This window comes from Sinorhizobium sp. BG8 (assembly GCF_016864555.1).
Classification (GTDB): domain Bacteria; phylum Pseudomonadota; class Alphaproteobacteria; order Rhizobiales; family Rhizobiaceae; genus BG8.
On record NZ_CP044011.1, the window covers coordinates 3,130,317 to 3,152,938 of the forward strand.

Annotated in this window: 17 protein-coding genes and 3 pseudogenes; 9 read left to right on the forward strand and 11 right to left on the reverse strand. The window is 63.0% G+C overall.

Going from position 1 to position 22,622, the window contains the following annotated elements; genetic code table 11:
• Complete coding sequence (locus F3Y30_RS14840) at positions 1 to 753, forward strand: HAD-IIB family hydrolase (RefSeq protein ID WP_348649846.1); 753 nt, start codon at positions 1 to 3, stop codon at positions 751 to 753.
• Positions 754 to 808: 55 nt separating this feature from the next.
• Here F3Y30_RS14840 and F3Y30_RS14845 read toward each other — a convergent pair whose 3' ends face one another.
• The 3 genes from F3Y30_RS14845 to recA form a co-directional block, all read right to left on the reverse strand.
• Entirely contained in the window at positions 809 to 2,044 is a 1,236-nt protein-coding gene (locus F3Y30_RS14845) for a GGDEF domain-containing protein (RefSeq protein WP_203423430.1), read from the reverse strand.
• A 355-nt stretch (positions 2,045 to 2,399) separates the two neighbouring features.
• Positions 2,400 to 5,063, reverse strand: a complete 2,664-nt coding sequence (gene alaS / locus F3Y30_RS14850; RefSeq protein ID WP_203423431.1) for an alanine--tRNA ligase — start codon at positions 5,061 to 5,063, stop codon at positions 2,400 to 2,402.
• A gap of 311 nt (positions 5,064 to 5,374) precedes the next feature.
• Positions 5,375 to 6,463, reverse strand: a complete 1,089-nt coding sequence (gene recA / locus F3Y30_RS14855; RefSeq protein ID WP_203423432.1) for a recombinase RecA — start codon at positions 6,461 to 6,463, stop codon at positions 5,375 to 5,377.
• Positions 6,464 to 6,686: 223 nt separating this feature from the next.
• Between recA and F3Y30_RS14860 the strand changes: the two are divergent.
• Together F3Y30_RS14860 and F3Y30_RS14865 are read left to right on the forward strand one after the other, a co-directional pair.
• Positions 6,687 to 7,633, forward strand: a pseudogene (locus F3Y30_RS14860) (carbohydrate kinase family protein).
• Between the two features lie 52 nt (positions 7,634 to 7,685).
• Positions 7,686 to 8,612: a pseudouridine-5'-phosphate glycosidase gene (locus F3Y30_RS14865; RefSeq protein WP_203423433.1), complete on the forward strand. Its 927-nt coding sequence runs from the start codon at positions 7,686 to 7,688 to the stop codon at positions 8,610 to 8,612.
• Between the two features lie 149 nt (positions 8,613 to 8,761).
• Here the strand turns inward: F3Y30_RS14865 and F3Y30_RS14870 are convergent, their stop codons facing one another.
• On the reverse strand, positions 8,762 to 11,365 hold the full coding sequence (locus F3Y30_RS14870) for an ATP-binding protein (RefSeq protein WP_203423434.1): 2,604 nt from the start codon (positions 11,363 to 11,365) through the stop codon (positions 8,762 to 8,764).
• A gap of 347 nt (positions 11,366 to 11,712) precedes the next feature.
• On the opposite strand from F3Y30_RS14870, the gene F3Y30_RS14875 reads away from it, so the two are divergent.
• Positions 11,713 to 12,687, forward strand: coding sequence for a flagellar biosynthetic protein FliO (locus F3Y30_RS14875; protein ID WP_203423435.1), 975 nt, complete (start codon positions 11,713 to 11,715; stop codon positions 12,685 to 12,687).
• A gap of 327 nt (positions 12,688 to 13,014) precedes the next feature.
• On the opposite strand, the gene dksA is transcribed toward F3Y30_RS14875, so the two are convergent.
• Positions 13,015 to 13,434 carry an RNA polymerase-binding protein DksA gene (gene dksA, locus F3Y30_RS14880; RefSeq protein ID WP_203423436.1) on the reverse strand — a complete coding sequence of 140 codons (420 nt, stop codon included), beginning with the start codon at positions 13,432 to 13,434 and terminating at the stop codon, positions 13,015 to 13,017.
• Between the two features lie 417 nt (positions 13,435 to 13,851).
• Here dksA and F3Y30_RS14885 point away from each other — a divergent pair, with 417 nt between their 5' ends.
• The 4 genes and pseudogenes from F3Y30_RS14885 (at position 13,852) to F3Y30_RS14900 (ending at position 17,730) form a co-directional block, all read left to right on the forward strand.
• The gene (locus tag F3Y30_RS14885; RefSeq protein WP_203423437.1) at positions 13,852 to 14,376 is read left to right on the forward strand and encodes a histidine phosphatase family protein; all 525 of its coding nucleotides are present in this window, start codon (positions 13,852 to 13,854) and stop codon (positions 14,374 to 14,376) included.
• Between the two features lie 110 nt (positions 14,377 to 14,486).
• Positions 14,487 to 15,964 (forward strand): annotated as a pseudogene (locus F3Y30_RS14890) (YcjX family protein).
• Entirely contained in the window at positions 15,961 to 17,046 is a 1,086-nt protein-coding gene (locus tag F3Y30_RS14895) for a TIGR01620 family protein (protein WP_203423438.1), read from the forward strand. The pseudogene F3Y30_RS14890 and the gene F3Y30_RS14895 overlap by 4 nt, the downstream one beginning before the upstream one ends.
• A 132-nt stretch (positions 17,047 to 17,178) precedes the next feature.
• Positions 17,179 to 17,730 (forward strand): hypothetical protein, encoded by a 552-nt coding sequence (locus F3Y30_RS14900; RefSeq protein WP_203423440.1) that lies wholly within the window; start codon positions 17,179 to 17,181, stop codon positions 17,728 to 17,730.
• Between the two features lie 56 nt (positions 17,731 to 17,786).
• Here the strand turns inward: F3Y30_RS14900 and folK are convergent, their stop codons facing one another.
• From folK to folP, 3 genes and pseudogenes are all read right to left on the reverse strand, one after another.
• Complete coding sequence (folK, locus tag F3Y30_RS14905; RefSeq protein ID WP_203423441.1) at positions 17,787 to 18,320, reverse strand: 2-amino-4-hydroxy-6-hydroxymethyldihydropteridine diphosphokinase; 534 nt, start codon at positions 18,318 to 18,320, stop codon at positions 17,787 to 17,789.
• The gene (folB, locus tag F3Y30_RS14910; protein WP_203423442.1) at positions 18,310 to 18,675 is read right to left on the reverse strand and encodes a dihydroneopterin aldolase; all 366 of its coding nucleotides are present in this window, start codon (positions 18,673 to 18,675) and stop codon (positions 18,310 to 18,312) included. The genes folK and folB overlap by 11 nt, the downstream gene beginning before the upstream one ends.
• A 97-nt stretch (positions 18,676 to 18,772) precedes the next feature.
• Positions 18,773 to 19,641: pseudogene (gene folP / locus F3Y30_RS14915) on the reverse strand (dihydropteroate synthase).
• A 170-nt stretch (positions 19,642 to 19,811) separates the two neighbouring features.
• Here folP and F3Y30_RS14920 point away from each other — a divergent pair.
• On the forward strand, positions 19,812 to 20,429 hold the full coding sequence (locus F3Y30_RS14920) for a DUF922 domain-containing protein (RefSeq protein WP_203423443.1): 618 nt from the start codon (positions 19,812 to 19,814) through the stop codon (positions 20,427 to 20,429).
• A 449-nt stretch (positions 20,430 to 20,878) separates the two neighbouring features.
• Here the strand turns inward: F3Y30_RS14920 and F3Y30_RS14925 are convergent, their stop codons facing one another.
• The 3 genes from F3Y30_RS14925 to F3Y30_RS14935 all read right to left on the reverse strand — a co-directional run bounded on the left by F3Y30_RS14925 (position 20,879) and on the right by F3Y30_RS14935 (position 22,510).
• Complete coding sequence (locus tag F3Y30_RS14925; RefSeq protein WP_203423444.1) at positions 20,879 to 21,565, reverse strand: NAD(P)/FAD-dependent oxidoreductase; 687 nt, start codon at positions 21,563 to 21,565, stop codon at positions 20,879 to 20,881.
• Positions 21,566 to 21,588: 23 nt separating this feature from the next.
• A complete protein-coding gene (locus F3Y30_RS14930; RefSeq protein WP_203423445.1) occupies positions 21,589 to 21,909 on the reverse strand; it encodes a 2Fe-2S iron-sulfur cluster-binding protein in 321 nt (106 codons plus the stop codon).
• A gap of 232 nt (positions 21,910 to 22,141) precedes the next feature.
• On the reverse strand, positions 22,142 to 22,510 hold the full coding sequence (locus tag F3Y30_RS14935; protein ID WP_203423446.1) for an Hpt domain-containing protein: 369 nt from the start codon (positions 22,508 to 22,510) through the stop codon (positions 22,142 to 22,144).
• Positions 22,511 to 22,622: the final 112 nt, after the last annotated feature.

The following is a 22,622-nucleotide window of genomic DNA, read 5'->3' on the forward strand; positions in this document are numbered from 1 at the left end:
ATGATCCGGCTTCTTTCCTCTGACCTGGACGGCACACTGCTTGGCGACCGCCACGCCACCCAGCGCTTCCGCGCCTTCTGGGAAGCGCTCAACCCGGCCACCCGTCCGATACTCGTCTACAATAGCGGCCGGCTGATCGACGACATAGAGGCGTTGCTCTCGGTTTCCGACCTGCCGGAACCCGACTACACGATCGGCGGCGTCGGCACGATGATCGGCGGCCGGCTGGACGTGACCGGCAGACAGCGTTTCGGCCAGACGCTGGGTCAGCCCTTCGAGCGTGAAGCGCTGATGCGCATCATGCGGCGCATCGACGGTATCAGCCTGCAGGACGAGGCGGTCCAGCATGCCCACAAGTCGAGCTGGCACCTGCACGACGCCGACGAGGAGACGATTACCGAGCTGGAGCGAAGCCTTGCGGATGCGGGACTTCCCGCGCGTCTCGTCTATTCGAGCAGCCGAGATCTCGATGTCCTGCCGCGTTCCGCGAGCAAGGGCGCGGCGCTAACCTGGCTCTGCCGGGAACTGGACGTGGACCTCTCCGATACCGTTGTCGCTGGAGACACGGGAAACGACAGCGACATGTTCCTGCTGGCGGACGTGCGCGGCATTGTCGTCGCCAACGCACTGGAGGAGCTTCGAAGCCTCACGAGCCACGAGGACCGGCACTACATGGCGCAGCGCTCCTGTGCCGACGGCGTGATCGAGGGTCTGCAGCATTTCGGCGTGATGACGCATCACACGCCGGCATAGGGGAAGACCGGGGGAAACATCTGGAACGAGACTTCGAGGCCTTTCGGGCTCCGCGCTATCGAGCTACGGCGGCAAGAGGTTCGGCGATGTCCATTTCACGCATCCGTTCCGCCACCTGCATCAGGCTTTCGGCCGGCCCGGCAATGGAGACGCGGTTGCGGCCTTCCGCCTTGGCCCGGTAGAGCGCGCAATCGGCCGCCGTAATCAGGTCGTCGAGATCCCCTCCGCACAGCAGCACGGACGCCGCCCCGATGCTGACGCTCACCGATATTGGCGTGCCGTAGTGGCTGACCGACAGTGCCTGGGTTTCCCTCCGAAGCCCGTCGGCGAATTCCATGGCCTGATCGAGGTCATGGTCGGGCGCAAACAGCACGAACTCTTCTCCACCGAAGCGGGCAAACACCATTCCTGCCGCCAGCCGCGCAGATATGGCCGCGGCGAAGCCGCGCAGCACCTGGTCGCCCGCCTGGTGGCCGTAAGTGTCATTGATCGCCTTGAAATGATCGAGGTCCAGCAACATGAGCACGCCGGTCTGCAGACGGCGGCGGAGCTGCGATGTCGCCTCTTCCATGAAGGCACTCCGGTTGAGGACCCCGGTCAGGGCGTCGGTGCGCGCGGCATGCCGGTAGACGAACTCACTGCGCTCCTTCAACAGGATCAGGACGGAGACAGCCACGATCAGCGTGTGAAGGAAGATCTCCAGCGCGAAGACCGCGAACCATGGAGAGACGAAAGCTCTGCTGCCGTCGGAAACGGGCGAAAGGATCGCGAAGGGAATACGCAACGCGTAGATCACCGCATGGCTGGCGAGCAGGATTGCGATGACCCGGCGCGACGGCAAAGCCTCGCGCCTGTGCCCGGCCAGGAGTTCGCGGGCCATCGCCAGCGAATAGGCCGTGGTGACCACCGACATGAGAATGATGCGAAGGCTCATGTCCGCAGCGAAAGTATCGGAGAACAGGTAGGCGGCCGTCCATGCCGCCGGCCCCGCCGCGACGGCAATCCGCGAGACAGGCTTGTGGTCGAAGGAGCGGAAGCCCGCCCAGGTGAGGCTGTAGCCGAGGGCAGCCAGCGCATTGCCGACGCCGATCGACAGTTCCGGTGCAATTACGGTACGCAGGCCGAGCAGAACGCTCGCCACCGACCCGACCCACATCGAGACGCACCAGTATACCGCCGCTGCGGTCCTGCGCCCGGAATACAGGTGGAGAAGCAGAAATATCCCGACGACGAGTGTCGACAGGAACGTGCAGACCAACAGGGTCGGCAGACTTATCAGGACTTCAAGCAAGAATCTTACCCCTACGGCAGCCTGAAAGTACCAGCCAAGATTGAAGACTTTGCAAATGAATTCCGGGTGATGCCCGACCAGGGAAAGAAGATGGATAAGGAGGCGACTCCGGATGAAGGCGGGGATCCTACGACGCCTCTCCCCATGGGACGCGCCACACGCATCCGACGCGTCTAATGTCCAATGGAAGCCTGCCGCGTCCCAAGGTTACCAGGCGCCATATACGCAAAACGGCCCCGAAATCTTCGGGGCCGCCAGAACCTGACTGAATAACCAAACCGGCTTCTGCAGGATGAACACCTGGAACCCGCCGAACCGAACTCGGGGATTGCAAGCCACCCGCGGTTGAAGCGCCTTAGCCGGCGATTGCGATCGCGACAGCTTCGACCGCTTCGCCAGCCTTGCCGCCATCAGGGCCGCCGGCCTGGGCCATGTCTGGACGTCCACCGCCACCTTTGCCGCCGAGCGCGGCGGAAGCGACCCGCACCAGGTCAACGGCGCTGACACGATTGGTAAGATCGTCGGTGACTGCAACGACCGCGCTTGCCTTGCCATCAGGAGAGACGCCGACAAAGGCGACCACACCCGAACCGAGGCTCTTCTTGCCTTCGTCGGCGAGCCCCTTGAGGTCCTTGGGTTCGACGCCGGTAACGACCTTGCCGAGGAATTTCAGTCCGGCGACATCGCGTACGGCGTCTGCACCGTCACCTGCCCCGCCACCGCCAAGCGCCAGCTTCTTCTTGGCGTCAGCGAGCTCGCGCTCCAGCTTGCGGCGCTCGTCCATCAGCGCTTCGACGCGTGAGAGGACATCGGCAGGCTGGACCTTGAGGGTCGTGGCGAGCGTCTTCACCCGCTCGTCCTGTTCCGCGAGATAGGCACGGGCCGCCTCGCCGGTAACCGCCTCGAGACGGCGAACGCCGGCGCCTACAGCGCTTTCTCCGAGAATCCGGACCAGACCGATCTCGCCCGTCGCCGATACGTGCGTGCCGCCGCAGAGCTCGACGGAGTAAGGCTTGCCGGCCTTGGCGCCGCGAACTCCCTGCCCCATCGACACGACGCGAACCTCGTCGCCGTACTTCTCGCCGAAGAGCGCCATTGCGCCCTCGGCAATCGCATCATCGACCGTCATCAGCCGCGTGGTGACAGGGGAATTCTGAAGGATGATCTCGTTCGCCATCTCCTCGACCACCTTGAGCTCTTCCGCGGACATCGGCTTCGGATGCGACACGTCGAAGCGAAGGCGTTCGGGTGCCACCAGCGATCCCTTCTGCGCGACGTGGGTCCCAAGCACCTCACGCAGCGCCTCGTGCAGCAGGTGGGTCGCGGAATGGTTCGAGCGGAGCCGGAAACGGCGGCCGTGATCGACCGAAAGGGCAACGGCATCACCCGTCTTGATCGTTCCCTCGTCAACGACGCAATTGTGGACGAAGAGGCCGTCGGCCTTCTTCTGCGTATCGGTGACGGTCAGGCGGGCATGATCGGTGGTGATCGTGCCGGTATCGCCCATCTGGCCACCGGATTCGCCATAGAATGGCGTCTGGTTGATTACCAGCTGGACCTTTTCGCCGGCAGCCGCGCTCTCGACTGCGGAACCGTCGCGCACGATCGCCTGGACCTCGCCTTCCGCACCCTCGGTGTCATAACCCAGGAACTCTGTCGCGCCGGCCTTTTCCTTGAGCTCGAACCAGATCGTCTCTGCCGCCGCATCGCCGGACCCGGCCCAGCTCTTGCGGGCCTCTGCCTTCTGCCTCTCCATCGCGTCTGTGAAGCTCGACAGATCGACGCCAATGCCGCGGCCGCGCAGCGCGTCCTGCGTCAGGTCGAGCGGGAAGCCATAGGTATCGTAGAGCTTGAACGCGGTCTCGCCGTCGAGCGTATCGCCCTTGTCGAGGCCTGCAGTTGCATCCGAAAGCAGCCCAAGTCCGCGTTCGAGCGTCTTGCGGAAGCGGGTTTCCTCGAGCTTCAGCGTCTCCGAAATGAGCGCTTCGGCCCGCTGCAGCTCCGGATAGGCACGGCCCATCTGGCCGACCAGCGCCGGCAGGAGCTTCCACATCAGCGGATCCTTCGCCCCGAGGAGCTGTGCATGGCGCATGGCACGACGCATGATGCGCCTCAGAACATAGCCGCGACCTTCGTTGGAGGGCAGCACGCCGTCGGCGATCAGGAAGGACGCCGAGCGCAGGTGATCGGCGATCACGCGATGGCTTGCCCGGCGGTCACCTTCGGCCGGAACGCCGGTCGCCTCGACGGATGCTGCAATCAGCGCCTGGAACAGGTCGATGTCGTAGTTGTCATGCTTGCCCTGAAGCAACGCCGCGATGCGCTCGAGGCCCATGCCGGTGTCGATCGAGGGACGCGGCAGGTCCACCCGCTCTTCCTTGGTCAGCTGCTCGAACTGCATGAAGACGAGGTTCCAGATCTCGATGAACCGGTCGCCATCCTCCTCCGGCGAGCCCGGAGGGCCGCCCCAGATATGGTCGCCATGATCGTAGAAGATCTCGGAACAGGGGCCGCAGGGCCCGGTGTCACCCATTGCCCAGAAATTGTCGCTGGTCGGGATGCGGATGATGCGGTCGTCGGACAGGCCCGCGATCTTCTTCCAGAGGCCGAAAGCCTCGTCATCCGTATGGTACACGGTCACGAGCAGCCGCTTGGCGTCGATGCCGAATTCCTTGGTAATCAGACCCCAGGCCAGCTCGATCGCGCGCTCCTTGAAATAGTCGCCGAAAGAGAAGTTGCCGAGCATTTCAAAGAACGTGTGGTGGCGCGCGGTGTAGCCGACATTGTCGAGGTCGTTGTGCTTGCCGCCGGCGCGCACGCACTTCTGGGCAGTCGCGGCAGTGGAGTAGGAGCGCTGTTCCAGGCCGGTGAAGACGTTCTTGAACTGAACCATCCCGGCGTTGGTGAACATCAGGGTCGGATCGTTGCGCGGAACCAGCGGGCTCGACGACACGACCTCATGTCCGTTCTTGCGGAAATAGTCGAGAAATGCCGACCGGATCTCATTAACGCCACTCATCTTGCGCCCTTTATCTCTGCATCGCGCAAATGCCGGGCCCGGGAGCCCGTCCGCGCATCAATCCCTCTGTCTGCCGCAGGCGGAGCTTTGCACGGACCGAACCACGTCAATGCGACAGGCATTTTCGCCTTCGCCTATCGGGTCGGCCCCTGCACATACTGGTTCGACCGACCGTCGCCAAAGACTGCCGGTCCCCTCCCGAACTGCAAGAACTGATGGCTTTTATCGCCCACTCCCGTCCCTGTCCAGCCACGAAAAAGCCGGCTCTCCGCGTCGGGAGGCCGGCTCTCGAACCCAAATTCAAATGCCGCTCACATCTCGGCGGCATCATTCCCGTCGTCGGCCTCCGGGCCGCCGTTCTCGAGGAACTTGTCGGCGATCAGTCCGGCGTTCTGCCGCAGGGCCATCTCGATCTCGCGGGCCGTGTCCGGATTGTCGCGCAGGAACACCTTGGCGTTCTCCCTGCCCTGCCCCAGGCGCTGGCTGTTGTAGGAGAACCAGGCGCCGGATTTCTCGACGATCCCCGCCTTGACGCCGAGATCGATCAGCTCGCCCGTCTTCGAAACGCCTTCGCCATACATGATGTCGAATTCGACCTGCTTGAAGGGAGGCGCCATCTTGTTCTTGACGACCTTCACGCGGGTCTGGTTGCCGATCACCTCGTCGCGCTCCTTGACCGAACCGATGCGGCGAATGTCGAGGCGGACGGAGGCATAGAACTTCAGTGCGTTGCCGCCGGTGGTCGTCTCCGGCGAGCCGAACATGACGCCGATCTTCATGCGGATCTGGTTGATGAAGATCACCATGCAGTTCGACTTCGAGATGGAGGCCGTAAGCTTGCGAAGCGCCTGGCTCATCAGGCGGGCCTGAAGGCCCGGCAGGCTGTCGCCCATTTCGCCCTCGATTTCAGCCCTCGGCGTGAGCGCCGCGACCGAGTCGATGACGAGCACGTCGATCGCCCCCGAACGCACCAGCGTATCGGTGATCTCCAGCGCCTGCTCGCCGGTGTCCGGCTGCGAGATCAGAAGGTTTTCAAGATCGACGCCCAGCTTGCGGGCATAGACCGGATCGAGCGCATGTTCCGCGTCGACGAAGCCGCAGATACCGCCCTTCTTCTGGGCTTCCGCGATGGTCTGCAGCGCAAGCGTCGTCTTGCCCGAGCTTTCGGGACCATAGATCTCGATGATGCGTCCCTTCGGCAGTCCGCCGACGCCGAGCGCAATGTCGAGACCGAGTGAGCCGGTCGGGATCGTTTCGATCTCGACCACGCTGTCCTTCGAGCCGAGCTTCATGATAGAGCCCTTGCCGAAAGAGCGCTCGATCTGGGAAAGTGCCGCTTCGAGTGCCTTGCTTTTATCCACCGATTTATCCTCTACGAGCCGCAAAGAGTTTTGTGCCATTGGGTCCACCTTTAGGTTATTGAAGCGACACAGGCAATGAAGCCGTCGATGAAAGCTATGTACACTCTTTGTTCTCATTTCGCAACCACCATTTATCCAACTGATAAAATTGCCCAATCGGGGAGTGTTCTATTTTCGTTTCGGCGTGGATAAACGGCTTCGTGCAAAGGCACTTCGGCCGGCGCCGGCATTCCCGGGAAGACCGAAAGCGTCAAGGAAGACTATGAAAAAGCTACGTATTCTCGCTCTCGGTGGCGCCCATGTTGATCGCCGCGGACGCATCAGCGGCGAGACGGCCCCGGGAGCCTCGAATCCCGGCGAATGGTTCGTCGAGGCCGGCGGCGGCGTCTTCAATGCCGCGCGCAACCTCGCCCGGCTCGGCCATGCGGTCCGGCTGATCTCGCCTCGCGGCGGAGACAGTGACGGCGCACTTGTGGCTGCGGCCGCCGCCGATTCTGGCGTGGAGGACACGCCCTTCACATTTCTCGACCGCGCCACCCCTAGCTACACCGCCATTCTGGAGCGGGACGGCAACCTGGTGATCGCGCTGGCGGACATGGAACTCTACCGGCTGTTCTCGCCGCGCCGGCTGCAGCAGCGGGCCGTGCGGGAGGCAATAGCGGCAAGCGATGGCCTGCTCTGCGACGGAAATCTGCCCGCAGAGACGCTGGAGGCGATCGCCGCGTCGGCCGTGAAAGCTTCAAGACCGCTCGCGGCGATCGCGATTTCTCCGGCCAAGGTCGTGCGCTTTGCCGCATGCCTTGAGGGCCTCGACTATCTGTTCATGAACGAAGCCGAGGCGCGCGCGTTGACCGGTGCCGCGCCCACCGCGCCTGAACACTGGCCCGAGACCCTTCGTGCCGCCGGGCTGAAGGGGGCGCGATCACACGCGGCGGCGCAGCCGCCATCGCCTTCGACCAGAGTGGAGCAGTCCGCGTCAAGCCACCGGCGATCGATAGGGTCGGCGACGTTACCGGTGCCGGCGACGCCCTTGCGGCCGGCTTTCTCTCCGCCCGGGCGAGCGGCCACGACCTTGCCGAATCGCTGCGCCGTGGTGTCGCCGCGGCCGTGATCGCGGTATCCTCGCCGCTCGCCGTCTCGGAAAATATGAGCGAGGCGTCGCTATCGGCGGCGCTTACCCTTGTGCCAGAGGCCGAAATCCTGTCATGAGATCGCTCGCCGTCAACTGCCCGGCCGCAGGGCCGTACGTAAGGATAAACCAATGACCAGAACCGTTTCCCCCTTGCTGCCGATGGAATATTCGCAAGAGGTCGCGGCCGCCAAGGCCCGCAACGCGCCCATCGTTGCGCTCGAATCGACCATCATCACCCACGGCATGCCCTACCCCGGCAATCTGGAAATGGCTCGCAGCGTCGAGGCGATCATACGCGCCGAGGGTGCGATTCCCGCAACGATCGCAGTCGTGAACGGCGTTCTGAAAATCGGCCTGGAGAATGCGGAGCTTGAAGCACTCTCGAAAACCGAGGGGGCGATGAAGCTTTCGCGCGCGGATCTCGCCTTCGCCATTGCCGAGCGGCGCACGGGCGCAACGACGGTGGCCGCGACGATGATCGCTGCCGCCCGCGCAGGAATCAGGGTCTTCGCCACGGGCGGCATCGGCGGCGTGCATCGCAAGGCGGAGGAGAGCTTCGACATCTCCGCCGACCTCGATGAACTGGCGCGCACCAGCGTCATCGTCGTCTGTGCCGGCGCCAAGGCGATCCTCGACATCCCGAAGACACTCGAGGTGCTGGAGACGCGCGGCGTGCCGGTCGTAACCTACGATAGCGCCAAGTTCCCGGCCTTCTGGTCGCGCGATTCTGGCCTGCCAAGCCCGCTCACGCTGAACAGCCCCGCGGCCATCGCGAATTTCCAGCTGGTGCGCGACCAGCTCGGCGTGGACGGCGGCATGCTCATCGCGAACCCCGTGCCGGAGGAAAACGAGATCCCGCGCGAGGAGATGGAAATCTACATCAATCGCGCGCTCGACAATGCGGAACGCGATGAGATCATCGGCAAGGAGGTCACGCCCTACCTGCTCGATACGCTTTTCCGACTGACGGACGGCCGCAGCCTCGCGACCAACATCGCGCTCGTGGAAAACAATGCACGCCTCGCAGCTGAGATCGCCGTCGCGCTCGCCGATTGAGGCATAGCCCAGGTTCTGCCGGACGCGCGCTATCGTGCGTCCGGTTTGCATTCGAGCCCCTGACACGAGGGAAGTGCACCGGCTTTCACTGAAAAAGCCCACCTGCTCGGTGCCGCCCCTCCTCGCTACCGCCAGCGGCGGTGCGAGATTTACGAATCGAGCATGTCCCGCACGGCTTCGGCAAGTTGCTTCAGCGAAAACGGCTTCGGCAGGAAGCCGAATTTCGCATCCGCCGGCAGATTGCGGGCGAAGGCGTCTTCCGCATAGCCGGAAACGAAGATGAACTTGAGATCGGGATAACTCTTGCGCAGTTCGCGCAACAATGACGGCCCGTCCATTTCCGGCATGACCACGTCCGACACCACGATGTCGACCGCACCGTTCAACTCGTCCATAATATCGAGTGCCTCGACGCCCGATCCGGCCTCGTAGACCGTGTAGCCGCGGGTCTCCAGCATCCGCTTTCCGCCACGCCGCACCGCCTCCTCGTCCTCGACGAGAAGCACGACGGCAGAATCGCCCGTGAGGTCCTTGGGCTCCTGGGTCGCTGGCTGCACCGAGGCCGTGGGCGCAACCGCACTGCGGGCGGCCTCCGCCTGCTCGACCAGAGGCACGGCCTCCTCGATGTATCGCGGCATCAGGATCCTGAAGGTCGTCCCCCTGCCCACTTCCGAATCGAGGAAGATGTAGCCACCGGATTGCTTGACGATGCCATAGACCATGGAAAGTCCGAGGCCCGTTCCCTTGCCCACCTCCTTGGTGGTGAAGAAGGGCTCGAAGATCTTGTCGACTATTTCCGGCGGTATGCCCGTTCCCTGGTCTGTAACCTCGATCTGCACATAGTCGCCCTCCGGCAGTTCACGGTGGTTCAGCTGCACCGCCTCCTCCGCCGGCAGATTGCGGGTGCGGAAGGTGATGACCCCTCCGTCGGGCATCGCGTCGCGGGCGTTGACTGCAAGGTTGATCAATACCTGCTCGAACTGGCCGAGATCCGTCTTCACGGGCCAGAGGTCGCGGCCATAGTCCGCCTCGATCCTCACATTGGTCCCGGTCATGCGGTCGACCAGCATGCGCAGGTCGCCGATAACATCGGTCATGTTGAGCACGGTCGGTCGCATCGTCTGCTTGCGCGAGAAGGCGAGCAGCTGGCGCACCAGCACCGCAGCGCGGTTGGCGTTGCGCTTGATCTCCATCAGATCCGCAAAACTCGAATCGGAGGGTCGCGCCGAAAGCAGCAGGTGATCGGACGACAGCAGGATCGCCGTCAGGACGTTGTTGAAGTCGTGCGCGATACCGCCCGCGAGCGTTCCGACCGCATTCATCTTCTGCGTCTGGGCCATCTGCGTCTCGAGCGCCTTCTGCTCGGTGATCTCGACGGCATAGACGATGGCTGCCTCTTCCGGCGCCTGTTCGCTCTGGTCGATCACGGCATTGACGTAGAAGCGGAAGTGCCGCCCGTCGTCGGCGGGGTGCAGCGAATCGATCGGCGGTATGTCGCTCTGGCGATCCTTGGCCGATTCCAGCGCCCCCTGCATGCGCAGCCGGTCCGTCTCGTGCACGATCGCTTCGAGTTTGGCGCCCTTGCCGATGTCGTCGCGCGAAACAACACCCGAAAACAGCTTGAGGAACGGCGCGTTGGTTCGAAGGATGCGTCCGTTTCCGTCAACGGAAGCAATGGCCATCGGGGTGTTGTTGAAGAAGCGCGTGAAGCGCATCGCCGCGATCGAGGCGGACTGATCGCTCTCGTCTGCGTTGTCGCGCGCAAGAACGATCGTCCGGCTTTCCCCGGGCGCACCGTCACGCATCGAGGAAACGCGGTGCACGAGCCGCACGGGCAGGCTCTGCCCGTTGCTCTTGCGCAGGTCGAGGTCGAGAATTTCTGTCTTCTTCGACCCCGGCTCGGCCTGGACCGACTGTACGAGCGCAAGCCCCTCGCCGGCCACGAGATCGGCGATCGTCGTCGTTCCCGAATGGAACTTGGTGAGATCGATGCCGAGCCATTCGGCAAGGGTCGCGTTGATGTAGAAGATCTCGCCCTTGCGACCGGCCGAGAGGAAGCCCACCGGCGCGTGGTCGAGATAGTCGATCGCGTTCTGGAGTTCCTTGAAAAACCGTTCCTGCTCGTCCCGTTCGTGGGTGATATCGGAGATCTGCCAGATGTAGAGTGGCTGGCCGCCATGTTCCCGGTTCGGTAGAACGCGTGCTTTCAGGCGATACCAGTGCGCGCCTACCCCACCGCCGGAAAGCGTGTTCAGCGGCTTCAGCAGCCGGAACTCCTCCGAGCCTTCCTTGCCTTCATGCAGGCCGTTCGTCAGCCGGTAGACAGCCTCGGTCGATTCGCGGTTGCGCGAGAGCAGCGCTTCGAGCGTCTGCACGTCCGCCTCTCCCGATGCGCCCGTGAGCGCCGCATAGGCAGCGTTCGCATAAACGATCCGACCCTTGCGATCCGTGATCAGCGTTCCATCCGGATGCGAATCGATGAAGGTCCGGGACAGTTCGTCGGAACGGTACTCCGGCATGAACTCGATGAATCCGATGATCGCCGAAACCAGGAAGAATATCCCGGTCATCGCGAGCACGCCCAGAACGCCGAGAACGATCTCGTTTTCGAGCTGGTTCTTGAAGAAGATGAAGCCACCGGCCGATAGCGTCAGGACGATGGCCAGCAGGATGATGCGCAGGACCACGCCCGGACGGGTTCCCCGGTCCACGATCGGCGTGTGATACTCGCCCGCCTGCCGTACTTTCGTCATCAACCCCTCGCTTGCCGATCGAGCCGGCGCATCAAATGCCGGCAACGCCTCGGGAATCATGTGTAGCCCCGCGAGAGAAGCGCAAAAAGCCTTGGAATGAAAGCCGCGGAGCCAATTCACAGGGAATATCGCCCCTCCGTGCGCCGCGGCATCGCCGGTGGTCAATGGATCGGCCCGGCTCTCGCCGCTCTCCTCCTCCCCCATATGGCGTAGGATTGCCCGAAAGCCGCCGTCGTCACCGTAGCGCCACCGGCAAGGTTCTGCTGGACAACGGCATGCCAGTCCTTGTAAGCGCCCGAAAAAAGCCGTCAAATGTGCTGAAAGTGCCGAAAAGGAGTGTCCGCATCATGTTCGAAGACATTGTCGCCCAGAACGGCACAAAGCTCCTCATTGCCGGGGCAGCTGTAGCCGTCGGGCTGATCTGCTTTGCCGTCGTTCTCTGGGTCATCAGGAACCGCCGCTCGTCGCCGTTCATCCGGGGTGGGCGCAACCGCCAGCCGCGGCTTGCGGTCATGGATGCGGCAGCGGTGGATACGCGCCGGCGTCTGGTTCTTGTCAGGCGCGATGACGTCGAGCACCTGATCATGATCGGCGGACCGACGGACATCGTGATCGAGAGCCGGATCGTCGGACAGAAGGTGGACGAGGACCAGGCGCAACCTGTGCAGGAAGCAGCAGCAGCGCGGGTGCCCCTCGAAACCCAGGAGATCAGGGTACCTGCTCCCCAGCCGCCCGCCGCGCCCGCTCGGCCGACGCCCGCCGTACAGCCTGCCGCTGTCGCCGGACGCGCCCGTCCGTCGCAGCCAGCGGACGTTTCGAGCATGTCCAAGGTGCTCTACGGCGACGACGAAGTGCCCGCGTCTTCCGTGCGGGTCGCACAGACGCCCGTGCAGGCTGTCGCCGAACAGAAGCCGGTTACGAACCCCACATCCATTCCGGTCGTGGCAACGCCAGTACGTACCACCGAGCGCGCTGCCGAGCAGGCTCTCGACCTCGCACGCCAGCGTGTGCTCGCCACTCCGGGCCAGGCCGCCCAGTTCAATACGCCGGCCGTCGCCGGGACGTCCGAACCGGCGCGCGTCTCGCCTGCGCAGGCCTCGGCCGTTGCGGACAATCCGACCGTCGTCAGTGAGTTCGAACGCATGCTGGAAGCGGAAATGGCCTCTGGCACTCGTACTGGCGCCACACCGCAGCTTCCCGCCGCCGACCGGCCGGAAGCCGTAACCTTCGCAAACCCGCAGGCCGCCCCGAAGAGCCGTGAGGAAACAGAGGCGGAAATGGCGCGGCTTCTCGGTGAAATCTCGGCCAATCGTAAGGCTTGAATCCTTGCGGCGATGACCCGAGCGCCCTTGGGACGAGGCAGTCCCAGGGGAGAAAGCTACCGACAAGGCAGGCTTCGTTCACTCGAACCGATCCGGTGATCGAAACGCACCGAGCGGGGTGCCGCTGGACGCGGCGCGCTGCTTCATGCCGTGTCGCCGGCAAAGAAAAATCCGTCCGGCTTGGCCGAACGGATCAAAGTTTTGACTGATCTGGTTCCTGCTGTTGCGTCTACCGCCTCCTCGGCGACACAACGACTTCCCTCGCCCGGAAACGGGCGGTTCGGCGAACCTGAGTGACGTCAGTGAAAGCCGGAGCTTTCTCAAACGTCACTCGTCGCGGTAAACCTTTTCACGGCGCTCGTGACGCTCCTGCGCCTCGATGGACAGAGTGGCGATCGGACGGGCGTCGAGACGCTTGAGTCCGATAGGTTCACCCGTTTCCTCGCAGTAGCCGTAGGTCCCTTCCTCGAGCCGCTGCAGGGCGGCGTCGATCTTGGAGATCAGCTTGCGCTGACGATCCCGGGCTCTCAGTTCGATGGCACGATCGGTTTCCGAAGATGCCCGATCTGCGAGGTCTGGATGATTTGCGCTTTCTTCTGCCAGATGATCGAGGGTTTCGCGCGCTTCGCGCAGAATGTCATTCTTCCAGGCATTCAGCTTCGCTCGAAAGTAAGCCCGCTGGTTTGCATTCATGAATTCCTCATCCTCGGAGAGGACAAAGGTACTAAGATCGATCTTCTCACTCAACGCGATTCTCCTGAAGAACATCTCAAGGGGCGCTGTATATCCCCATGGTAAGACTGTTTCAAGCCTGCCAAACCTTACCCACGGTTTTTTGCGCCTGCCCAATATTAACTCTAGCCGACTAATATTTCATCAAGATAACAATGAGATGTTCGATCTGCTTCACAGTGTATGGACAAACACGCGCAAGAGGCCCCGATAGGTCGACGACACGCCCCCAATCTGTCTAAAATATAGTCACCACAGTATTCGACAGAAAAGCGAATCACGACAATTGCTCTCCGACAGGAGAACGTTGGCAGCCTACCTTCGTCCTTTCGGAGGACCGGCTGCGAAAAGCGGTTGATCTTTGTCTTGCGGGGAGAGAAGTTCGCGTGACATTGATCGGCACCGCTTCGGTTCGGTTTCAGGAGAGCAGAATTGACCACGCAAGATCCCCCCGCTTTCCGGCTGTACCTATTGCGCCATGCCCGCGCCGCTTGGGCGCTCCCTGGACAGACCGATTTCGACCGGGCCCTCGATGAACAGGGCTACGCCGAAGCCGAGATCATTGCGGAAGAACTTGCCGACCAGGGCTATGCGCCCGAGATCGTCGTTTCCTCCACGGCGGTCCGCTGCAGGGAGACGGCCGAGCCCCTCCGGCGCACGCTCGGCGAGGAACTGGAGATCCAGTACATTGACTCCCTGTATGCGGCGACTGCCGACACCTATGAGGAGATTGCCTTCGCGCCCCGTCCGCAGGCGTCGCTCATGCTTGTCGGCCACAACCCGACCATGGAGGAGTTTTTCCGTCAGCTCGTCGGACAGGCTATCGCCGAAGCCGCAGCCCCTTCGGGCTTTCCGACGGCCGGTCTCGCCGTTCTCGATTTCGACGCCAGGCCCGACGGCAACATACTGAGTGGTGGAAGGCTCGCGGGTTTCCTCGCGCCGCGCCTCAGCGTTTGATCTGGCGCGCGTCTTTTTTCCGCCCGCTCCGGTACCTATATCGCAATCCGCCAGACCGAACGACAACCTGACCGAACGAAATCGCTGCATATCCTGCGGGAAAGAAGTTCTTGCCCCCGACCCTTACCAGTTTCACGGACGACGCCCGCATTGCCCTGGACAATCTCGCCGACCGTGCGTTCGGGCTTGTCGATCCGTCGCTGCGCCTCGGCGTCACCGGATTGTCGCGCGCCGGCAAGACCGTTTTCATCTCCTCCCTGGTGCACAATCTCCTGAACGGCGGCAGGCTGCCACTGTTCGAAGCCGTGCGCTCCGGCCGCGTCTCGAAAATCCGGCTTCAGCCGCAGCCTGACGATGCCGTGCCGCGCTTCCAGTACGAGGACCACATCGCGGCCCTGGTTCGCGAGCGCATATGGCCCGATTCGACGCGCGCAATCTCGCAGCTTCGGATCACCCTGGACTATGAGAGCGCCAGCGGCTGGGGCCGGCTCCTGTCTCCGGGGCGCCTGTCCCTCGATATCGTCGACTATCCGGGAGAATGGCTTCTCGATCTGCCCCTGCTCGCGCAGGACTTCCGTACCTTCAGCGAAAACACCGTTGCGCTGGCAAGGGAGGGCGTGCGTGCACCCCTGTCGGAACGCTGGCTCGCGCTCGCCCGGACAATGGACACGCAGGCGATGGCGGACGAGACCGGCGTGCGCCAGCTTGCGGCGGAGTTCACCGCCTATCTCAGGGCCTGCAAGTCGGACGAGCGTTCGCTCTCCACCCTGCCCCCGGCCGTTTTCTCATGCCGGGTGACCTCGAAGGTTCGCCGGCACTGACCTTCTCCCCCCTTCCCGACCTGCCAGCCGCGGCCAAGCCTCCAAAAGATTCCCTCTGGGCAATGATGGAGCGTCGCTACGAGGCTTACAAATCCCACGTCGTGAAGCCGTTCTTCCGGGAGCACTTCGCCAGGCTCGACCGCCAGATCGTTCTGATCGACGCCCTCCAGGCGATCAATCGCGGGCCTGAGGCCGTTCACGATCTCGAACGGGCCATGGCCGATGTCCTTGCCTGCTTCCGTCCCGGGCGCAACAACTTGATCTCGTCATTCCTGACCCGCCGCATCGACCGCGTGGTGGTTGCCGCCACCAAGGCGGATCATCTCCACCATGAAAGTCATCCTCGCCTGGAGGCGGTGACGCGGCGGCTCGTGGATCGTGCCATCGACCGGATCGGCCTTAGCGGTGCCGGTATCGAAGTCATGGCACTTGCCTCCGTTCGCGCGACCCGGGAAGCCACGGTCCGCCATGACGGCGCCGATCTTCCCGTCATCGTCGGCACGCCCATGGAGGGAGAGACGATCAACGGGGAAAGATTCGACGGCGAGAAGAAAACAGCGATATTCCCCGGTGATTTGCCGGAAAATCCCGAAGCATTGTTTGAGCAGATGCGTTCCGGTAATCCGGATGGATCCGACGTGCACCTGAACTTCGTGCGCTTCCGGCCACCGCACATCGAGGAGACCGGAGGCGGGCTGAAGTTGTCCGTGCCGCACATCCGCCTGGACCGCGCCCTGCAATATCTGATCGGAGACCGCCTGGCATGACCTTGCCGCCCGCCAAACGGCCTCGTCCCCCGGCCGCCTTTTCCCTGGGGGATGACGATCCGAAGCCGGAACGGCGCGAACCCGCCGTACCCCGCACACCGCGGCACTTCGACACCCGGGTCGTCCTCACCCCGGACACCGAGGATCCATTTATCGCCACGACGGCAGACCTGCCCGACCTTGGCGCAACGCCGGAGGCGAAACCCCGCCGGCGGCGCCTGACCTTTGGTCGCCTTGCGATTGGCGCCTTCGGCTTTCTGGCATCCCTCGCAATCGGCCTCTGGCTGGATGACCTGATCAGAGCCCTTTTCACCCGCAACGACTGGCTCGGCTATGCCGCCATGGCCGCAACCGCCATCGCGGTCCTGGCGGTGGTCGCTATCGCTCTTCGTGAGCTTGTCGGCCTGCACCGGCTGAACGCCGTGCAGGATCTGAAGCGCGAGGTTGCGGAGGCCACGGCGGCCGAGCGGCCGACAGATGCCCGCAAGGTCGTCGACCACCTCGTCGACCTGCTCGCGACCCGCCCCCAGACCGCCCGCGGAAGGCGCAGGCTGGGCGAAACCAAGGGAGAGGTGATCGACGCATCGCATCTCGTCGAACTCGCCGAGAGGGAACTCATGGCGCCCCTCGACCGGGAGGCGCGCGCACTCATCCTTTCCGCTGCCAAGCGGGTTTCCATCGTCACCGCCGTCAGCCCGCGTGCGCTCGTCGATATCGGTTACGTCGTCTACGAAAGCAGCCGCCTGATACGCGCGCTCGCGGAGCTCTATGGCGGGCGCCCGGGAAGCCTCGGCCTGCTGAGGCTGATGCGCGATGTCCTGGCGCATCTTGCCGTGACCGGTTCCATCGCCGTCGGAGACAGCCTCGTCCAGCAGGTTCTGGGCCACGGGCTGGCTTCGAAGCTGTCCGCACGTCTTGGCGAAGGTGTGATCAACGGATTGATGACCGCCCGCATCGGCATCGCGGCCATGGATCTCTGCCGTCCGATGCCCTTCCGGGCACTGAAACGCCCCGGCATCGGCGACTTCATCGGCGATCTCGCCCCCTCCGCTCTGTCGGCCGGTCGCGACAAGGACGTGTGAGGCGCAAGGCCCCGATATCCATTGGTTTTGCCCGGAAAACCGCTTCCGCAAATGGCGGATGGAAACCGTCCATTAACCATTTCAGCGCAAATGTGAACCCATATCGAGACCAAGCCTTATCAAGGATCGTTCATGTACTCGCGCACTTCTTTGATTGCCCGTGGGGCAGCAGCAGCGCTTCTCGCCGCCTCCGCGGCCCTCGCCGCCCCTGCTCACGCGGCTCAGCGTGACAAAGCGTTCTTCGAACAGGTCACGGGCGACTGGCAGGGACCAGGCGAGATCGTCGCCGGCAAGTACAAGGGCACGAAATTCAACTGCAATCTGAGTGGCGACACCGGCCCCGCCAAGGGCGCCGGTATCCAGCTCGACGGTCATTGCCGCGTCGGCGTCTTCAAGCAGCCCATGTCTGCCCTCATCACCAAGACCGGGGCGACCTACAAGGGCAAGTTCCTCGACGGCGCGGACGGCAAGGGCCTTGACGTGACGTCCGGAACCGTCTCCGGCAACAAGATTGTCGTCGGCATCAACCGCCAGAAGCTCAACGGTGCCATGGTTGCCCGGCTGCTGGACGACAACACCATGAACATCACGATATCGGTCAAGGTCGGCGAGCAGATGGTGCCCGTCATCGGCATGTCGTTGAACCGCGCTGTCGACAACGTAGCGGTCGGCTCGATCAAGTAGTCAATCCCGGGAAAATCGGGAAATCCGTCGGGCGGGGCTTCTTTCGGGGCTCCGCCCTACTCTTTTCCGGCAAGCGCGTGCCACCAGTTTCCGTCGGCACTGGCAACCTCTATGCCTGCAAGGTCCGCATCCCCAAGCCAGTCGGACACCGCGCGCCCCTCGACGACGAGGGACGGCGCAACGTCCGCCAGCGGCATCAGCACGAAGCCACGCGACGTCATGCGCGGATGGGGTAGCTCCAGCCTGCCGCCTGACTGAACCACGTCCCCGTAGGTCAGGACATCGATATCCAGCGTGCGCGGTCCCCAGCGCTCCACCCGCTCCCGTTTCATGTCCTTCTCGATCGACAGGCACGCATCCAGAAGGTTTTCGGGCGAAAGGCTGCTCGAGATCAGGGCGCAGGCATTGAAGAACCAGTCCTGGTCGGTCTTGCCCCAGGGGGGTGTGCGAAAAAGGCGCGAGACCGAGAGCACGCGGCAGTCCGGTCGCTCCGCGAGGGCGACAAGGGCCCGTGCCATGGACTGCGCGGGATCGCCGACATTGCCGCCGAGACCGAGCGCGGCTTGGTGAAAGACCGGCTCAGACGACATGCTCGACCGTGACTTCGACATAGTCGAGAACGCCGGCGACGGGCGCATTGGGCTTGCGGACGGAGACTTTCGCCTTCTTGATCAGGGGAAAGCGCGAACAGAGCACGACGGCGATCTCTTGGGCAAGCGCCTCTATCAGATAGCGTCGCTTGCCGGTCACGATCTTCTCGATCTCCTTGAAGGCAACTCCGTAATCGACTGTTGATTCGATCGAATCATCCGTCAGCGGTTGCGTCGGCACCACCTCGAGCTCCGCATCCACGAAAAAGCGCTGGCCGAGGAATTCCTCCGCGTCGTGGAGACCATGACGGGCAAAGAAGGCACAGTTCTTGAGTGTGATCGTGTAGGTCGTCATCGTCCGTCCCTTGCCCTAGCCGGCCTGCCCGCAGAACGGCCGATATGAAATCGCGTTGGAGCTACCCGGAAGTGCCCCTCGCGTCCGGTCCGCCGCCTCATGCATCGCGATGCGAAACACGCCGCCGGGCGGCCAGCATAGCATCCGTCATGAGCAGCGCGTCCCGGTTGATTGCGACATCGTGCACGCGAAATACCGCCGCCCCGGCCTCGCGTAGCAGCACGGTCGTGGCCGCCGTGCCCACGTCGCGTTCATCTGCCGTCTCGCGACCGGTAGCCGAGCCGATGAAGCGCTTGCGCGAGGTCCCGGCGAGAATAGGCGCACCAAGTCCGAGCAGTTCCCCGAAACGGGCCATGAGTTCGAGATTTTCCTCGGTGTTCTTGGCAAAGCCGAATCCCGGATCGAGAACGATCTTGTCCGCGGCGATCCCGGCATCGCGCGCAATCTCGAGCGAGCGCTCAAGAAAGGCGTACTGGTCCTCCACGACATCAGGAAGCTTCTCGCGATCCCTGCCCGTATGCATAATGCAGAGCCCGGCGCCGCTCGTGGCGGCAACGGTAGCCATTTCGAGATCGCGCTGCAGCCCGTAGACGTCGTTGACAATGTGCGCGCCGGCCTCGACCGCGAGCCGTGCCGTGGGCGCGCGATATGTATCGACCGAGATGATCACATCGCTCGCTTTGGCAATCGCCTCGATCACGGGCAGGATGCGATCCTGCTCCTCTTGCAGCGTGACCTGCGCGGCGCCCGGCCTGGTGGATTCCCCCCGATATCGATGATCTCGGCGCCGAGTTCGACGCATTTCAGCGCCTGTTTCACGGCCTGATCCGCACTCGCGTAGCGCCCGCCATCCGAGAAGGAATCCGGCGTCACGTTGACGATCGCCATGATCATTCCGCGCGGTCCGAGCTCCAGGCTGCGTCCGTGAGCAAGCGACCAACGGAAAGTTTCGAAGGGAGAAAACATGGGACCATCCGACGACTTCACGAACGAAGCCGGAAAATAGTGTTGCGCTTGACGTGGCTATGCCTCAAGCTTTGATCGAGTTCAACCTGTGCGACCGCGCAGGTCGAAAGAAGGCCAATATACCGCAGGCGAGTACGCCGGTACTCTCAAAAAGGAATAGAAAATCGCTGATGCAGGCGCACGCCAGTTTTGTTCGTACCATCGTGATCGCCGCCGCCCTCAGTCTTCCGGCATGGCCTTCCGCCGGTGAAACCATAACCTCCAAGAGCTTTTCCTACTTCGCCATCGGCGGCCGCACGGCCACGGAGCTCGATGAGGAATTGGCGATCCGCGGACCGACGATGAAGGGCGGCACGCGCCATCCGGGCGCGACCAAGATCAAGTGGGGCGGTTCCGTCACCTACGTAAAGCGCGGCAACAAGTGCGCGGTCGGCGAGGCCAAGGTCACGCTTTCCACCCGAATCATTCTGCCGCGCTGGAAGCACCGGCGCACGGCCACACCGTCTCTTGCCCTGATTTGGGACACCCTTTCTGCCGATATCAAGCGCCATGAGGAACGCCACGCGGAGATCGCCCGCAACCATGCCAAGGGCCTGGAAAAGACCCTGATGGCGCTGAGACCCGAGTCTGATTGCGAGCGCATGCAGGCTCGCGTCGACCGCGTCACGGCAGATGCAGTGGCAGCGCATGATCGTGATCAGGCCCGCTTCGACCTCGTGGAATCGCGCAACTTTAACGAACGGATGATCAGGCTTCTGTCTTACCGCCTGAAAAGCGGCCAGCAGTAGCCCGCCCCCGATACTCAGGCGTTGCGGCGAGTCGCGGCTGAGTCGGCGTGCCGTACGGTCTCGCCCAAAAGTTGAAATGGAATTTCCAGCAACGCGGTTCCGTTACGTTAGGTGCAGCTAGCTGATTCGGGGTATTGCAGAACAACCGCAACGCGCCTCAATGTATTTCCTTCAATCCAGTTAATATAAGCCTTGCGGGATGCCAAATCGGCCGCTTGGCCCCACTAAATCACTGGTGAATTCTAGCGATAGCGCGCGGGCGCAATTCAGACTATTTTTAGTGCAACACTGATTGATGAAGAGGGTGTAGTTGCCTCATCACAGGTCAATAGTACGATTTTTCAGGTTCTCCTGGCGCGTCTAAATTTGCAGCAGGTGTTCTCCTCCCTCTCCTGCTTGCGATGCGCCCTCCTGGCCTCGCTCGTCCAAGAGACAAGCGAGGCTTTTTTTTATTCTTTGATCACCGACTGATTCACGATCTTATTCTTCGTTACCGAAGATGAAGTCGTATAGTTGAGACCCGTTCTGCCGCCCGGCGTGCAAAGACGGCGGACCGCTTGCGTCATCAGCGCCGCCTCATGGAACGCGGAGAGGATGAGCCGCACCTTGCCGGGATAGAAGCAGGCATCCCCGATCGCGAAGATACCCGGTCTCGACGTCTCGAACCGTTCCGTATCCACCGACAGACCGCCGCTCTGGCGTTGAAGCGGCCACTCGCCCGCCGGCCCTGCAGTAAGACTCGGCTCCCCTCCGTCGGCGGGAACGAAGGTACCAAGTCCGGTCGCGATCACCACGACGCGCGAGGCGATCGTCGCACCGTCTCGCATGGTGGTGACAAAGCCCTCATCACCGCATGGATCGATCGAGGTGACTGTCTTCGAAAAGAGAAAGGCTGGATCGAACGGTGCCGCCTGTGCCAATAGGCGGGCAGTCAGCTCGAGACCGTCTACGGCGGGAAGTGCGGGGATGTCATAAATCGGCTTGTCCGGATAGAGAACGGCGCACTGCCCCCCTGCTCGATCGAGGCTGTCGATCAGCGTGCAGCGCAACCCGTAGAGACCAAGCTGAAAAACGGCAAAGAGGGCCGCGGGCCCCGCGCCGACGATGACGACGTCCGTGCGCGCCTCGGCTTTCATGCCGCGCGCCCCCTTTCCCGGTTTCAGGCCTGCCGCTCGGGCACGTGCACGACGAGCCCGTCGAGCGCGTCGGACATCTTGATTTGACAGGAAAGACGGGAGGTCGGGCGGACTTCGAAGGCGAAGTCCAGCATGTCCTCTTCCATGGCTTCCGGCGGGCCGACGGTTTCGCTCCAGGCGTCGTCGACATAGACATGACAGGTGGCACAGGCACAGGCCCCGCCACATTCCGCCTCGATACCGGGCACGGAGTTGCGCACGGCATTTTCCATGACCGTGGAGCCGTTTGCGACGTCCAGTTCGTGGGGCGTGCCGTCGAAGGCAACAATCGTAAGCTTTGTCATTTTGTGTCCCGCATCGCTTGGGGCGGCCTCGTGGAAAAAGGAAACCGCCGAAATCCCGGCGGTTTCTTCCAACAAATCCCGGATGCAGTCAACATGGCGCAACGCCGAGGGACGGGCGTGGCCGCGTACGCCACCGGCATTTCCGGCTGCGTCATGGCACGAGAGGCGTGAACGCATGCGTCAAAGCCCATGCGCCAGGCTCGGATAGCGCTCCCTGGGATCGCCGCCCCTTTTAGCGCGTCAGCTTCAATATGAAGTTTTCGGCCTCGACCACGGCTTCGATGATAGCCGCAACCGCGCTGGCGTTCGTGGCATCACCTTCGAGCACTTCGGCTGCATGGGCGACGCCGGTCGCGCCAACCGCCTGCGCGGCCCCCTTCAGCCGGTGGGCGACGGCGAGACGCCCCTGCGCATCGGCTTCGGCGATTTCCTTCATGCTCTGCCGGGCCTGGCGAGCGAAGATGTGGAGCACTTCCTGTTCGAGCGCCTTGTCGCCCATCGTCTGTCTGGCAAGTTGCACCAGGTCTATCGGACGCGTCTTGGAGGGGCAGACGCTGCCTGTATTGTCCGGCGCCTCGAAAGCGATACTGAGAGCTGCCATTGCCAAATTCCCTTTATACTCTAGTTTGTTAGTTGGCGGCGGCCGGCACGCGCCGATCCTCCGCTGATGCTTGCCATCTTGCTTCGTCCGCATGGCGCCCGTAAGGCAATCT

Excerpts from the sequence above, each read along its gene's own strand:
- folB (WP_203423442.1), bottom strand. The coding sequence starts at position 18,675 with ATGACGACCTACACGATCACACTCAAGAACTGTGCCTTCTTTGCCCGT.
- F3Y30_RS14870 (WP_203423434.1), bottom strand. The coding sequence starts at position 11,365 with ATGACGAAAGTACGGCAGGCGGGCGAGTATCACACGCCGATCGTGGAC.
- F3Y30_RS14925 (WP_203423444.1), bottom strand. The coding sequence starts at position 21,565 with ATGAAAGCCGAGGCGCGCACGGACGTCGTCATCGTCGGCGCGGGGCCC.
- F3Y30_RS14895 (WP_203423438.1), top strand. The coding sequence starts at position 15,961 with ATGACCTTGCCGCCCGCCAAACGGCCTCGTCCCCCGGCCGCCTTTTCC.
- F3Y30_RS14900 (WP_203423440.1), top strand. The coding sequence starts at position 17,179 with ATGTACTCGCGCACTTCTTTGATTGCCCGTGGGGCAGCAGCAGCGCTT.
- F3Y30_RS14930 (WP_203423445.1), bottom strand. The coding sequence starts at position 21,909 with ATGACAAAGCTTACGATTGTTGCCTTCGACGGCACGCCCCACGAACTG.
- F3Y30_RS14935 (WP_203423446.1), bottom strand. The coding sequence starts at position 22,510 with ATGGCAGCTCTCAGTATCGCTTTCGAGGCGCCGGACAATACAGGCAGC.
- F3Y30_RS14875 (WP_203423435.1), top strand. The coding sequence starts at position 11,713 with ATGTTCGAAGACATTGTCGCCCAGAACGGCACAAAGCTCCTCATTGCC.
- F3Y30_RS14840 (WP_348649846.1), top strand. The coding sequence starts at position 1 with ATGATCCGGCTTCTTTCCTCTGACCTGGACGGCACACTGCTTGGCGAC.
- F3Y30_RS14865 (WP_203423433.1), top strand. The coding sequence starts at position 7,686 with ATGACCAGAACCGTTTCCCCCTTGCTGCCGATGGAATATTCGCAAGAG.
- alaS (WP_203423431.1), bottom strand. The coding sequence starts at position 5,063 with ATGAGTGGCGTTAATGAGATCCGGTCGGCATTTCTCGACTATTTCCGC.
- folK (WP_203423441.1), bottom strand. The coding sequence starts at position 18,320 with ATGTCGTCTGAGCCGGTCTTTCACCAAGCCGCGCTCGGTCTCGGCGGC.
- F3Y30_RS14920 (WP_203423443.1), top strand. The coding sequence starts at position 19,812 with ATGCAGGCGCACGCCAGTTTTGTTCGTACCATCGTGATCGCCGCCGCC.
- recA (WP_203423432.1), bottom strand. The coding sequence starts at position 6,463 with ATGGCACAAAACTCTTTGCGGCTCGTAGAGGATAAATCGGTGGATAAA.